Raw genomic sequence first — 13595 nt, 5'->3', positions numbered from 1 at the left:
CGCGGACGTGATCGCCGAGACGCTGAAGGCGCCGTCCCCCTTCACCGAGGCCGACGCCCAGGCACTCAGGGCCAGGGTCGAAGCCCTCGCCGACAGGCACCCGCTCTACCCGGGTCTCTAGCCCGCCTCCGACAACTCGCCCGCAGAGGCGTGCCGTTGACATTCCGGCACGCCTCGTCAATCCCACGGAGCATGGCGTGGCAATCAGCGTCTTCGACCTGTTCTCCATCGGCATCGGACCGTCCAGCTCGCACACCGTCGGCCCGATGCGCGCCGCCGGGATGTTCGTCGGCCGCCTCAAGCAGGACGGCGTGCTCGCCCAAACCGCCGCCGTACGGGCGGAGTTGTTCGGCTCCCTGGGCGCGACCGGCCACGGCCACGGCACCCCCAAGGCGGTGCTCCTCGGCCTGGAGGGCAACGAGCCGCACACGGTCGACGTCGCCCAGGCCGACCTCGACGTCGAACGGATCCGCAGCACCGGGCGCATCCGCCTCCTCGGCGCCGAGATCGGCCACGCCCATGAGATCGACTTCGACGTCTCGGCCCAACTGGTGCTGCACCGGCGGCGATCGCTGCCCTACCACGCCAACGGCATGACCCTCTTCGCGTACGACGCCGACGGCGTTCCGCTGCTGGAGAAGACGTACTACTCGGTCGGCGGCGGTTTCGTCGTCGACGAGGACGCGGTCGGCGCGGACCGCATCAAGCTCGACGACACCGTGTTGACGTACCCCTTCAGTACGGGCGACGAGCTGCTGCGCCTGACGAAGGAGACGGGTCTGTCGATCTCCGCGCTGATGCTGGAGAACGAGCGCGCCTGGCGCACGGAGCAGGAGATCCGCACCGGACTGCTGGCGATCTGGGAGGTCATGCAGGCGTGCGTGGCGCGCGGCCTGTCCTCGGAGGGCATCCTCCCCGGCGGTCTGAAGGTGCGGCGTCGCGCCGCGGCTGCGGCTCGCCAACTCCGGGGTGAGGGCGACCCGTTGGGCCGTGCGATGGAGTGGGTGACCCTCTATGCGATGGCGGTGAACGAGGAGAACGCGGCGGGCGGCCGGGTCGTCACCGCACCCACGAACGGCGCGGCGGGCATCATCCCGGCGGTCCTCCACTACTACGTCAACTTCGTGCCGGGCGCCGACGAGGACGGCGTCGTCCGTTTCCTGCTCGCCGCGGGCGCGATCGGCATGCTCTTCAAGGAGAACGCGTCCATCTCCGGCGCCGAGGTCGGCTGCCAGGGCGAGGTCGGCTCGGCCTGCTCCATGGCGGCCGGCGGCTTCGCGGAGGTGCTGGGCGGCAGCCCCGAACAGGTCGAGAACGCCGCCGAGATCGGCATGGAGCACAACCTCGGCCTGACCTGCGACCCGGTCGGCGGCCTCGTCCAGATCCCGTGCATCGAACGCAACGGCATGGCCGCGGTCAAGGCGGTGACCGCCGCGAAGATGGCGATGCGCGGCGACGGCCGCCACCACGTCTCCCTCGACAAGGTCATCAAGACCATGAAGGACACCGGCGCCGACATGAAGGTCAAGTACAAGGAGACGGCGCGCGGCGGACTCGCCGTCAACGTCATCGAGTGCTGACCATGGGACGAGTCACCGAAAGACGCCGCGTACTGCGGGTCAGGGCCGGCCGGGCGAGCACCCGCCCCGACACCCTGGTCGCCGAGGAGCCGCTGGAGATCCGCCTCAACGGCAGACCGCTGGCCATCACCATGCGCACCCCCGGGGACGACTTCGCGCTGGCCGCCGGGTTCCTGGTGAGCGAGGGCGTAGTGGGCCGGGCGGAGGAGGTGGCGAACATCGTCTACTGCGCGGGCGCCACGGCGGACGGCTCGAACACGTACAACGTCGTCGACGTACAACTCGCCCCCGGCGTACCGTTGCCCGACATCACGCTCCAGCGGAACGTGTACACCACGTCCTCCTGCGGACTGTGCGGCAAGGCGAGCCTGGACGCCGTGCGCACGACGGCGCGTTGGCCGATCGTGGACACGCCACCGGTCCGGGTCACGCCCGCACTGCTGTCTGCCTTGCCCGGCCAACTGCGCGCCGCTCAGCGGGTGTTCGACCGTACCGGGGGCCTGCACGCCGCCGGACTGTTCTCGCCCGAGGGCGAACTGCTGGATCTTCGGGAGGACGTCGGCCGCCACAACGCCGTCGACAAACTGGTCGGCCGTGCACTCCGCTCCGGCCAACTGCCCCTGTCACAGGTCGTGTTGCTCGTATCGGGCCGCGCCTCCTTCGAACTCGCGCAGAAGGCGGTCCTGGCCGGAATCCCGGTGCTTGCGGCAGTTTCCGCACCGTCCTCGCTCGCGGTCGACCTGGCGGCGGAGACCGGACTCACGCCGTCGGCTTCCTGCGCGGGGAGTCCATGAACGTGTATGCGGGTGAAGAGCGCCTGGACATGACGGCCGAGGCCGTCGCGTGACCCGGCCCGCGACCCTCGACGGCGGCGTCCTGGACGTCGGCAGCCTCGTCAGCCCGCCCCGGCCCCGGCCACCCGGCGCCCACGGCCGACCCCGCCGCGTGGCGATGCTCAGCGTGCACACCTCGCCGCTGCACCAGCCGGGCACCGGCGACGCGGGCGGCATGAACGTCTACATCGTCGAGCTCGCCAAGCGCCTCGCAGCCCTCGGCATCGAGGTGGAGATCTTCACCCGGGCCACCTCCGCCGCGCTCCCGCCGAGCGTCGACCTCGCGCCCGGCGTCCTGGTCCGGCACGTGACCGCCGGACCGTACGAGGGACTCGCCAAGGAGAACCTCCCCGCCCAACTCTGTGCTTTCGCCCATGGCGTGACACAGGCGTGGGCCGCGCACCGCCCCGGCCACTACGACCTGATCCACTCCCACTACTGGCTCTCCGGCCACGTCGGCCGGCTCGCCGCCCAACGCTGGGGCGTCCCGCTCGTGCACGCCATGCACACCATGGCCAAGGTCAAGAACGCCAACCTCGCCGACGGCGACACCCCCGAACCCCCGGCCCGCGTCCTCGGAGAGACCCAAGTCGCCCACGCCGCCGACCAGTTGATAGCGAACACCGAGAAGGAGGCAGGGGAACTGCTGGACCACTACGACGCCGACCGGGGACGGGTCGCGGTCGTGCACCCCGGCGTGAATCTGGAGCGCTTCCGCCCCGGCCCCGCCGGCATCGAGGCCGGCCGCGCCGCGGCCCGCGTTCGCCTAGGACTGCCGCAGGACGCCCTGATCCCGCTGTTCGCGGGCCGCATCCAGCCGCTCAAGGCGCCGGACATCCTGTTGCGCGCGGTGGCCCGACTGCTGGAGCAGCGCCCGAGGCTACGGGAGCGCCTCATGGTGCCGGTCGTGGGCGGCCCGAGCGGCAGCGGCCTCGCCAGGCCCGAGGGCCTGCAGAAGCTGGCGGCGGGCCTCGGCATCTCCGACGTCGTACGGTTTTGCCCGCCGGTCGTGCAGGACCGCCTGGCCGACTGGTTCCGGGCGGCGTCCGTCCTGGTCATGCCCTCCTACAGCGAGTCCTTCGGTCTGGTCGCCGTCGAGGCCCAGGCCTGCGGCACCCCGGTGATCGCCGCCGAGGTCGGCGGCCTCCCGGTCGCCGTACGCGACGGCGTCAGCGGCGTCCTCGTACCCGGCCACGACCCGGCGGACTACGCCCGCGCCCTACTCACCTTCGCCGACGCCCCGCACCTTGCCGCGCGTATGGCCCGCGCCGCCGCCCGACACGCCCGCTCCTTCGGCTGGGACACGGCCGCTACGGCGACGGCGGAGGTGTACGCGGCGGCGATGCGGGAACGCCGGCTTCGTATCTCCTAGAGCAGCTCGGCTCTCCCAGAGCAGCTCGGCTCCTCTCCCGGACGCCCATGCCGGCCGGCGACCCCATGGCCGCTACCGGCGGCGTGACCTTCGTCACCGTCGACATCCGGCACGGTGACGCGGACGGGGCGTACCGCTCCCCGCAGGCGCGCAGATCGACGCGAAGCCTGCCCGCCCGGCGTCCGGCCGCGAGTGGCGACGATGAATCGGTTTGTCGACTTATTCGGTTAGTGTGCGTGGCTGATTGACGCGCAGGGGGACTGAGCAGGCGGAGGGCAGGCAGTGTCGGACGAAGGGCGACTGGTCGCCGGGCGCTACCGGCTCGTCGAGCGCGTCGGTCGCGGCGGCATGGGCACCGTGTGGCGGGCCGAGGACGTGCAGCTCGCCCGCCAGGTCGCACTCAAGCGGCTCCACACGCCACCGCACCTGTCCGCCGCCGAGATCACCACGCTCTACGAGCGCATCCGCCGCGAGGCGCGCAGCGCGGCACGCGTCGTGCACCCGAACGTGGTCGTCGTCCATGACGTCGTCGACGACGACGGGCAGCCGTGCATCGTCATGGAGTACGTGCCCGCCGGCACCCTCGGCGACGTCCTCGCCGACGGCCGGACGCTGCCCCCCGCGGAGGCGGCCCGGGTCGGACTGGGCGTGATCACGGCGGTACGGGCCGCGCACGCCGTCGGCGTCCTGCACCGCGACATCAAGCCCGGCAACGTCCTGCTCGGCGCCGACGGCCGGATCGTTCTGACCGACTTCGGCATCGCGCAGACCGCCGGCAGCTCCACGCTCACCCAGACCGGGGAGATGATCGGCTCCATCGACTTCATGGCCCCGGAACGCGTCCGCGGCCAGAAACCCGGCCCGGCCTCCGACCTGTGGTCCCTCGGCGCGACGCTGTACCAGGCGGTGGAGGGGCGGCTGCCGTATCGCCGCGACACCGCCATGGAGACCGCGTACGCCGTCGCCGTCGACCCGCCCGCGCCGATGCGGCAGGCCGGTTCCCTGGGCCCGCTCATCGACGCGCTGCTGGCGAAGGACGCCGAGCACCGGCCCACGGCGGAGCAGACCGAACAGGCCCTGCGGGTGATCGCGGCCGAGGTGCCACCGACCGTGCGGCCGGCCCCGGCTGCCAGCGAAGGTGTGCCGCCGGTCGCGCCCAAGGCCACGCGTCCGCTGCGGCCCGCGCCGCCGGAGAGGAGCGCCCGCGGCAGTCGCCGTAACCGCAAGCGCCGCGTCCTCGTACCGGCCGCCGTCGCCCTGGCCGCAGCCGCCGTAGCGGCCACGCTCTTCGCGGCGTCGGACCGGGCCGGCCACAACGGGGCCGACGCCGGCACGTCCACTCCGTCCGCCACGCCCTCGCCCGTCCCCGCCGGTGACCACCTGGTGGGCGACGCGCAGCTCGGCGTCTCCTTGCCCGTGCCGGACGGCTGGAAGAAGAAGGGGTCGAGCGACGACGAGGTGACCTACGCCGCCCCGGGCGGCCTGGCCGGGATCACCATCGGCATGGTGGACCCCGCGGGCAGGAACCCCGGCGGGCACTTCAAGGACACCGAGGCGAACACCAAGGTCAACTACCCGTCGTACCGCAGGCTGCGCATGCAGGACACCACCTTCAGGGGTCAGGCGGCGGTGGTGTGGGAGTTCACCTTCCACGGCCGGGCCCGCCTCTTCCGCGCCATCGACCTCGGCTACGGCACGGCGGGCGGCCGCGAGTACGACATCTACCTCTCGGCCCCGGCTGCCGGTTGGGACACCTACCGCCCGGTCTTCGACGCCGTCAGGGACGGGTTCACCGAACAGCGGCGCTGAGGGTGGGCTAGACCGAGGGCTCAGCCGTCCGCACGGACGAAGACCGGCTTGAGGTGCTTCTCCGGCAGGGCGCCCGGGAGTTGCTCCCAGTCGAGGACGTGGGAGACGACCCGGGCCGGGTCGACGGCCGGAGGCGGCGAGCGCGAGGGTGTCCGGGATGTGGACGGTGGCCCGCATCCTGCGCAAGGAGCTGGGCGCGGGCCCGGTCGCCGGCCTGCGCGCCTTTCTGGCCCTGTGGTGCGACATCGTCGCCGGCAGCGACTTCCGTGCGGGCTGCCCCGTACTGGCCGTCTCCGTCGAGGAGCCGCCGGCGGCCGAGATCCCGCCCGCCCGCACGGCCGCCGCCGAGGCCTTCGAGAGCGGGGAGCAGCTGCTCACCGAATCCCTCCGCGAGCACGGTGCCGCCCCGAGCAGGCACCGGCCCTCGCGACCCTGATCGTGGCGTCGGTCGAGGGTGCGATCGCCATGTGCCGAGCGACGCGCAGCATGCGCCCCCTGGATCAGGTGGAGACGGTGCTGGCGGGGGCGCCCTTCGTTTCCGGGCTCTTCCATACCGCCAGGGATACCCCCGGGGGTACTCATGTTACGGTCGATACATACCCCAGGGGGTAATTCTCCAGCGGAAGGGAGTGCGGCGTGTTCTTCGTCGACACGATCGAGGTGGCCGGTCTCGGCAACCGCAGCTATCTGGCGGGCGGTGAGCGGACGGCCGTGGTGGTGGATCCGCCGCGGGACGTCGAGCAGGTGATCGCGGCGGCGGCGCGACGCGGCGTGCGGATATCCCAGGTGGTCGAGACCCACCTGCACAACGACTACGTCTCCGGCGGCCTGGAACTGGCCCGGATCACGGGCGCCGACTACCTCGTCCCCGCCGCGGCGAAGGTGTCCTTCGCGCGTGTGCCGGTGACCGACGGCGACTGTACAAAGATCGACGCCGCCGACGGCCTGGCGCTGCGCGCGGTCGCGACGCCCGGCCACACCCCGCACCACACCTCCTACGTCCTGGAGGAGCACGGCGCGGCCATAGCCGTCTTCACCGGCGGCGCCCTGCTCATCGGCACCGTCGGCCGCCCCGACCTGGTCGAGCCCCGGCTGACGGAACACCTCGCCCACGCCCAGCACGCCTCCGCGCACCGCCTGGCCGCCGAACTGCCCGACGAGACGGCCGTCCTGCCCACCCACGGCTTCGGCAGCTTCTGCTCCTCGGCCCAGGCGGACGGCACGGACACGACCATCGGCAAGGAGAAGGAGTCCAACGCGGCACTGACCCGCGATGTCGACACCTTCGTCGCCGAGCTCCTGGCCGGCCTGGACGACGTCCCCGCCTACTACACGCACATGGCCCCGGCCAACGCCGCCGGACCGGCCCCCGTCGACCTCACCCCGCCCCCCGTCGCCGACGCCGGCGAGATCGCCGAGCGGCTCGCGGCGGGCGAGTGGGTGGTGGACCTGCGCAGCCGGGTCGCCTTCGCCGAAGGCCATGTCGCGGGCTCCTTCAATTTCGAGGTCGAGGGGCAGCTCGCCACATATCTGGCCTGGCTGATCCCCTGGGGCAAGCCCGTCACGCTGCTGGCCGAGTCCGTCGATCAACTCCGCGCCGCACAGCGCGAGTTGGCTCGGGTGGGCATCGACCGCCCGGCCGCCGCGGCCACGGGCGATCCGTCCGACTGGCTGCGTACGGGCGAGACCCCGGGCTCCTTCCCGCGCGCCACGTTCGCCGACCTGGCGGACCGTCGCCGCGACGCGCACGTGGTCGTGCTCGACGTCCGCCGCGACCGCGAACGGGCCGGCGGGTTCGTGACGGACTCCGTTCACATCCCCATCCACGAGCTGCACCAGCGGCTCGCCGAGGTGCCGGACGGCCAGGTCTGGGTGCACTGCGCCGGCGGCATGCGCGCCGCCATCGCCGCCTCCCTGCTGGACGCGGCAGGCCGGGACGTCGTCGCCGTCGACGACTCCTTCGCCGCCGCGGAGAAGGCGGGGCTCACCGGCGCGCGGCGCGAACCCGGCAGGGCCGGCGCACGGGAGGCCGCGGAGCGCACCGGGTACGTCGAGGGCGTCCCGGCGCACGACGACGCCGTACTGCTGGACATCCGTGAGTCGTACGAGTGGCAGGCCGGGCACGCCCCCGGCGCGGTCCACGTGCCGCTGTCCGCGCTGGAAGCGGGCGCGCCGCTGCCCGAGCGGGTGGCGGGCCGGTCCCTCGTGGTGATCTGCCGCTTGGGCAACCGGTCCCGGCACGCGGCCGAACTCCTGGTCGCTCGCGGCGCCGACGCCGTGGACGTGATCGGCGGGATGCGCGCCTGGGACCGGCTCGGACTGCCCGTGGTGGACGAGCGCGGCGAGAGCGGGACGGTTGCGTGAGCGTCGTCCTCCTCGCCCTGATGTCCGGGGCCGTCATCGGTCTGGCGCTCGGCGCACTCGGGGGTGGCGGCAGCGTCCTCGCCGTTCCCGCACTGATCTACCTGCTCGGCTTCACCCCGGTCGCGGCCACCACCGCCGCCCTGATCATCGTGGCCCTCACCACCGCCACCGCGCTGCCCGCGCATGCGCGGGAGGGGAACGTCCGCTGGCGCACCGGGCTGCTGTTCGCGGCCGCGGGTGTCGGTCCGGCCGTGCTCGGCGGGCTGGTGGCGGCACGACTGCCCGACTCGGTGCTGACCGCCGCCTTCGCCCTGGTCGCGCTGGTGGCGGCGGTACGGATGCTGCGCCCGCGGCTCTCACCCGCCGACCCCGCCCGTGCGCTACGACCCGGCCGGGCGGCCGTCGCGGGCGCCGGGCTCGGCGCGGTCACCGGTGTCCTCGGGGTGGGCGGCGGCTTCCTCGCCGTACCGGCGCTGGTGAACGTCCTCGGACTGCGGATGCGGACCGCGGTGGGGACCAGCCTGCTGGTCATCACCGTCAACTCGGTCGCCGCGCTCGCCCTGCGCGCGGGCACGGCCGACGGGATCGACTGGGCCGTGGTCGGACCCTTCGTCGGCGCCGCGGTCCTAGGGGCCTGGGACGGCAGACGGCTCTCGACGAAGGTGTCGGGGCAGGCGCTTCAGCGGATCTTCGCGTGCGCGCTGCTGGGTGTGGCGGGGCTCATGCTGATCGGGTCGGCGGTGTGAGCGCGGGGACAAAAGGCCCTAGGCCTCACGCCTCACGCCAGCGACAGGAACAGCTTCTCCAGCCGGGCGCGCATCTGCTCGACGTCCTCGCCGTTCTTCCGGCCCGCCTCGACATCGGTCAGGCACTGCTGGAGGCCGGTGGCGATGATGGCGAAACCGGCCCGGTCCAAGGCCCGCGAGGCAGCGGCGAGCTGGGTGATGACGTCCTCGCAGTCGCGCCCCTCCTCGATCATCCGGATCACTCCGGCGATCTGGCCCTGAGCGCGACGCAGCCGGTTGAGCACGGCCTTCAGTTCCGCGCCCGCGAGCTCCATGTCCACGACTACTCCTAAATCGACGTATACCCCTAGGGGTACTGTACGTCCCAGTTCGGGGCGGCGTCGAACGACCGAGAAACCACATGTCGGCACCCCCGCCGACGAATCGCAAAGGATCACCACCGCCGTGACTGTTTCTCCCACCCCCTCCGCCCTCGGCACCCACCAGGCCCGCAGCCGCCTCGACGAGCTGACGGTCATCGACGTGCGCACCCCCGGCGAGTACGCCGGCGGCCACCTTCCCGGTGCCGTCAACGTGCCTCTGGACCACGTCCGCCGCGCCCTGCCCGAGATCCGGCAGGCCGCCGAACGCGGCGACGTCCTGGTCGTGTGCGCCTCCGGCGCGCGTTCCGAGAACGCCTGCAAGCTCCTCGCCGAGCAGGGCGTCACGGTCGCGACGCTCACCGGCGGCACCGGTGCCTGGGCCGCCGCGGGACACGAACTGCACCGCCCGGCGGCCTGCGAGACGCGGGCCACCTGGGGCATGGAGCGCCAGGTGCGCTTCACCGCGGGCGCGCTGGTCCTCCTGGGCCTGCTGCTCGGCATCCTCGTGCACCCCGCCTTCCAGCTCCTCTCGGCGGGCGTGGCGGGCGGCCTCGTCTTCTCCGCGCTCACCGACACCTGCGGCATGGCGTACGTCCTCGCCAAGCTCCCGCACAACCGGCCCCGCGCGGCCGACCTGGAGACCTCGCTCGCAGCGTTGCGCGGCCGGTGACAGTCGGGCCCAACGCGTTTGGCGGCGCCGCCAGTTGCACAGGACTCACCCATGACTGGTCAGGACACGGCAGCAGATCTCGAAGGTCAACTCGCCGAAGACTCAGGCAAGTTGGGTGAGTCCCAGGAATCCACGACCGTGGTGGTCATCGGTGCGGGCCCGGCCGGGCTGACCGTGGCGAACCTGCTGCAACGCAGCGGCATCGACTGCGTCGTCCTGGAGCGCCGCAGCCGCGAGCACGTGGCGCAGCGCCAGCGCGCCGGCATCGTCGAGACCCGCGCGGTCCGGATGTTCGACTCCTGGGGCCTGGCCGACCGCGTCCTCGGCGGCATCCCGCACGACGGCATCCTGGAGATCCGGGTGGACGGCGAGAGCCACCTGCTGTCCGACAGCGACGGCTCCGAGGGGCTCGGGGCGCGGATCTGCCCGCAGCAGGTCCTGGTCCACAAGCTCACCGCCGCCTACCTCGCCGACGGCGGAGACCTGCGTTTCGAGGCCGCCGACATCTCGCTGCACGACCTGACCGGCGACCGACCGACGGTCCGCTACCGCACCGTCGACGGCACGGTCCGTACTCTCGCCTGCGCTTTCGTCGCCGGCTGCGACGGGGACCACGGCGTCAGCCGTACGACCGTGCCCGACGGCGTACTCACCGCCCACGCCTTCGATCACGGCATCGGCTGGCTCACCGTCCTCGCCGACGCACCGCCCCCGGCCCGTCCCCTTCTGGCCGTCAGCCCGGACGGTTTCGCCGCACACTTTCCCCGCGGCCCGCAGACCAGCCGCTACTACCTCCAGTGCCCGCCCGGCGACCACCCCGACGCCTGGCCGGAGGACCGCGTCTGGGACGCACTGCGCACCCGGCTCGGCGACCCCGCCCTCATCTCAGGCCCGATCACCGACCGCGAGATCTTCCGGCTGCGCAGCCTGGTCCACGACCCCATGCAGCACGGCCGCCTCTTTCTGGTCGGCGACGCCGCCCACATCGTCTCCCCGATGGGCGGCAAGGGCATGAACCTCGCCCTCTACGACGCCGACGTCTTCGCCCGCGCCGTCCGGGACTCCGTCCGCGACAAGGACGACACCGGCCTGCGCACCTATTCGCAGCGGTGCCTGCGCCGCGTCTGGAACGACCAGGAGTTCTCCCACTGGCTGACCCGCACCCTTCACGACGCGGGCGACGACACCGACACCGGCCCCTTCCACCGCGGCCTGGCCCGCGCCCGCCTCGACCGCCTCTTCACCTCCCCGCACGCGGCCCGCGCCCTGGCGGAACTGATGACGGGAATGGATCCGGCGTAGGCGGAGAGGACCTGCGCGGTTGAGTACTGCGATGAGCGTGGCCAGGTCGGCGGCGCCCGCGGGGTCGTCGGCATAGCTGGTGGTCTGGAGGGGGCCGACCTCCGCAAGGGGGAACGGCTGCGCTCCCTGGTCGCCTCCGTCGCCGCGACCCTGCGCGACCTGGGTGTCGGCCAGGGCGACCGGGTCGTCGGCTACCTGCCCAACACCCCGCGCGCGATCGTCGCGTTCCTGGCGGCGGCGAGTCTGGGCGCCGTGTGGTCGGTGTGCGGACAGGACTACGCCCCCAAGGCCGCCGCCGACCGGTTCGCCCAGCTGGAGCCCACGGTCCTGATCGCCGCCGACGGCTACCTGTTCAACGGCACCACCCACGACCGCCGCGAGGCCGTCCTGGAACTGGCTCGCACGCTACCGACGTTGAAGGCCACGCTGCTGGCCGACCACGTGGGCCTGCCCTGGTCCGTGGGCAACTACCCCTCACCGGTGGTCTCCTGGGAGGACGCAGCCACCCGCACCGAAGAACTCGCCTGTACGCCGGTGCCGTTCGACCACCCGCTGTGGGTCGTCTTCTCCTCCGGCACCACCGGCCTGCCCAAGGGCATCGTGCACGGCCACGGCGGCGTCCTGCTGGAGCACCTCAAGACCCTGGGCCTGCACTCCGGCCTCGGGCCGGGCGACCGCCTCCTGTGGTACACCACCACCCACTGGATGATGTGGAACCTCGTGGTCTCCACCCTCCTGACGGGCGCCACGACCTGCACCTACGACGACAGCCCCGCGCCCTTCGCGAAGCCCGGCATCCTGTGGGAGCCGGCCGCCCGCCACCGTGTCACGGTCTTCGGCACCAGCCCTCAATACCTGCTGGGCATGGCCAAGTTCGCCGTCGTCCCGTCCACGCACGACCTGTCGTCGATCCGCGTGGTCGGCTGTACCGGCTCCGCGCTGCCGGCCTCCGCCTATCCCTGGGTGCGCGACCACGTCGGTGATCGGGTCCTGCCGGCATCGATCAGCGGCGGTACGGACGTGGTGTCGGGATTCGCGGGCAATGCGCCCAACGTCCCTGTGTGGGCGGGGGAGTTGTCCGCGCCGCACCGCACCTGGGGGTGGCGCTGTCCGCGTACGACGCCGACGGCTCGCCGGTGCTGGACCAGGTGGGCGAGCTGGTCGTCACCCGCCCGATGCCGTCCATGCCGCTGTACTTCTGGAACGACCCCGAGGGAAGCCGCCATCACGACGCCTACTTCGCCTCCTACCCAGGGGTGTGGCGGCACGGCGACTGGATCACGGTGACGAGCCATGGCTCGGTGATCGTCCACGGTCGCTCCGACTCCACGCTGAACCGCAACGGCGTACGCCTGGGCAGCGCCGACATCCACGACGCCGTCGAACGACTCCCGGAGATCGCGGAAGCGCTCGTCATCGGCGCGGAAGAGCCGGACGGTGGCTACTGGATGCCGCTGTTCGTGGTCCCGGTGCCCGGGGCGACGCTGGACGACCCGCTCCGCGAAAAGATCAAGGAGACGATCCGCTTCGGCGCCTCACCGCGTCACGTCCCCGACGAGATCCTCGAAGTGCCGGGCATCCCCCGCACCCGCACGGGCAAGAAAATGGAGGTCCCGGTCAAGCGCCTGCTCCAGGGCGCCCCGGTCGAGCAGGTCGTCAACCCGGCCGCCGTGGACACACCCGACCTCATCGACTACTACGCCCGGCTGGGCGCCGAACGCCGGAAGCGGCCGGCGTGACGACCGCACGGATCAGCCTCGCGCTCGCGGCCGTACATGTACGGCGGTCCGCTTCGGTCATGTACGGCGGTCCGCTTCGGTCGGTGCCGGGTTGGAGGACCTTGAAGTCCCCAACCTGCGTACGGGACTTCGTCCGCCCTCGGCGACCACCTCTCCCGTGACGTGATGTGCTGCCGGCTCGACGACCAGGAATGCCGCTTCCTGCTCCGGCGCGGCTCCGCGGGCAACGCGAGAGTGACGGTGTCCGCCAACAGGTCCCGTCGTAGGGTGGCGTTCATGAGCCTTAGCTCCGACGACGTCGCGCTGCGCCCGGTGGCCGAGGACGACCTGCCGGTCATGGAACGGTTCCTCACCGACCCCGAGACCGCCACCCCCTTCCAGTGGTTCGGCTGGTGGGACACCGGGCGCTGGCGACGCCAGTGGGCGGAGAACGGGCTGCTCGGCGACGACGGGGGCCATCTGATGGTGGTTCGCGGCTCACAGAGGCTGGGGTTCGTCGCCTGGCGGAAGGTCCGGCCCACCTACACCACGTTCTACTGGAACATGGGGATCGGCCTGCTGGTGGACGCCCGCGGACGCGGCGTCGGAACCGAGGCCCAACGGCAGCTCGTCCACTATCTCTTCGCCCACACGACAGTCGTGCGGATCGAGGCGGACACGGAACTCGAGAACATCGCCGAGCAACGCGCCCTGGAAAAGGCAGGGTTCACCCGCGAAGGCGTCCTGCGCAGCGTCGCCTTCCGGGACGGGCAGTGGCGTGACGGCGTGCGGTACAGCATCCTGCGCGACGATCCGGCCTGAGCCCGTCCACGGGGCTC

The 13595-nt window shown here is 72.3% G+C and carries 9 protein-coding genes and 5 pseudogenes; 12 read left to right on the top strand and 2 right to left on the bottom strand.

Features of this window, described 5'->3' with window-relative positions; translation table 11 throughout:
- The first annotated feature begins 197 nt into the window (after positions 1-197).
- The 4 genes and pseudogenes from ACGFYN_RS35695 (at position 198) to ACGFYN_RS35680 (ending at position 5594) form a co-directional block, all read left to right on the top strand.
- The gene (locus ACGFYN_RS35695; protein WP_393870092.1) at positions 198-1580 is read left to right on the top strand and encodes an L-serine ammonia-lyase; all 1383 of its coding nucleotides are present in this window, start codon (positions 198-200) and stop codon (positions 1578-1580) included.
- Positions 1581-1582: 2 nt separating this feature from the next.
- Positions 1583-2427 (top strand): annotated as a pseudogene (fdhD, locus tag ACGFYN_RS35690) (formate dehydrogenase accessory sulfurtransferase FdhD).
- Between the two features lie 29 nt (positions 2428-2456).
- A complete protein-coding gene (gene mshA / locus ACGFYN_RS35685) occupies positions 2457-3785 on the top strand; it encodes a D-inositol-3-phosphate glycosyltransferase (RefSeq protein ID WP_393870099.1) in 1329 nt (442 codons plus the stop codon).
- A gap of 282 nt (positions 3786-4067) precedes the next feature.
- Entirely contained in the window at positions 4068-5594 is a 1527-nt protein-coding gene (locus ACGFYN_RS35680) for a serine/threonine-protein kinase (RefSeq protein WP_393870091.1), read from the top strand.
- Between the two features lie 20 nt (positions 5595-5614).
- Here ACGFYN_RS35680 and ACGFYN_RS35675 read toward each other — a convergent pair.
- Positions 5615-5756, bottom strand: a pseudogene (locus ACGFYN_RS35675) (dehydrogenase); the annotation flags it as partial.
- Between ACGFYN_RS35675 and ACGFYN_RS35670 the strand changes: the two are divergent.
- The 4 genes and pseudogenes from ACGFYN_RS35670 to ACGFYN_RS35655 form a co-directional block, all read left to right on the top strand.
- A pseudogene (locus ACGFYN_RS35670) lies at positions 5749-6206 on the top strand (TetR family transcriptional regulator C-terminal domain-containing protein); the annotation flags it as partial. The pseudogenes ACGFYN_RS35675 and ACGFYN_RS35670 overlap by 8 nt on opposite strands.
- 24 nt (positions 6207-6230) lie before the next feature.
- A pseudogene (locus ACGFYN_RS35665) lies at positions 6231-7580 on the top strand (rhodanese-like domain-containing protein); the annotation flags it as partial.
- 96 nt (positions 7581-7676) lie between these two features.
- Positions 7677-7958: a rhodanese-like domain-containing protein gene (locus ACGFYN_RS35660; protein ID WP_393870098.1), complete on the top strand. Its 282-nt coding sequence runs from the start codon at positions 7677-7679 to the stop codon at positions 7956-7958.
- Positions 7955-8704 carry a sulfite exporter TauE/SafE family protein gene (locus tag ACGFYN_RS35655; RefSeq protein ID WP_393870090.1) on the top strand — a complete coding sequence of 250 codons (750 nt, stop codon included), beginning with the start codon at positions 7955-7957 and terminating at the stop codon, positions 8702-8704. The genes ACGFYN_RS35660 and ACGFYN_RS35655 overlap by 4 nt, the downstream gene beginning before the upstream one ends.
- 32 nt (positions 8705-8736) lie before the next feature.
- Here ACGFYN_RS35655 and ACGFYN_RS35650 read toward each other — a convergent pair whose 3' ends face one another.
- On the bottom strand, positions 8737-9024 hold the full coding sequence (locus tag ACGFYN_RS35650) for a metal-sensitive transcriptional regulator (RefSeq protein ID WP_393870089.1): 288 nt from the start codon (positions 9022-9024) through the stop codon (positions 8737-8739).
- 124 nt (positions 9025-9148) lie between these two features.
- Here ACGFYN_RS35650 and ACGFYN_RS35645 point away from each other — a divergent pair, with 124 nt between their 5' ends.
- From ACGFYN_RS35645 to ACGFYN_RS35630, 4 genes and pseudogenes are all read left to right on the top strand, one after another.
- A complete protein-coding gene (locus ACGFYN_RS35645; protein WP_393870088.1) occupies positions 9149-9736 on the top strand; it encodes a rhodanese-like domain-containing protein in 588 nt (195 codons plus the stop codon).
- A gap of 51 nt (positions 9737-9787) precedes the next feature.
- Positions 9788-11038, top strand: coding sequence for a 4-hydroxybenzoate 3-monooxygenase (locus ACGFYN_RS35640; protein WP_393870087.1), 1251 nt, complete (start codon positions 9788-9790; stop codon positions 11036-11038).
- A 108-nt stretch (positions 11039-11146) separates the two neighbouring features.
- Positions 11147-12777, top strand: a pseudogene (locus ACGFYN_RS35635) (acetoacetate--CoA ligase); the annotation flags it as partial.
- 276 nt (positions 12778-13053) lie between these two features.
- The gene (locus tag ACGFYN_RS35630) at positions 13054-13578 is read left to right on the top strand and encodes a GNAT family N-acetyltransferase (protein ID WP_393870086.1); all 525 of its coding nucleotides are present in this window, start codon (positions 13054-13056) and stop codon (positions 13576-13578) included.
- Positions 13579-13595 lie beyond the last annotated feature (17 nt).

The sequence above is a fragment of the Streptomyces sp. NPDC048419 genome (assembly GCF_043200415.1).
GTDB lineage: Bacteria > Actinomycetota > Actinomycetes > Streptomycetales > Streptomycetaceae > Streptomyces.
This window is presented reverse-complemented; position numbering and strand designations above follow the sequence as displayed.

Coding starts and splice junctions, on each gene's coding strand:
- ACGFYN_RS35640 (WP_393870087.1), top strand. CDS start 9,788: ATGACTGGTCAGGACACGGCAGCAGATCTCGAAGGTCAACTCGCCGAA.
- ACGFYN_RS35630 (WP_393870086.1), top strand. CDS start 13,054: ATGAGCCTTAGCTCCGACGACGTCGCGCTGCGCCCGGTGGCCGAGGAC.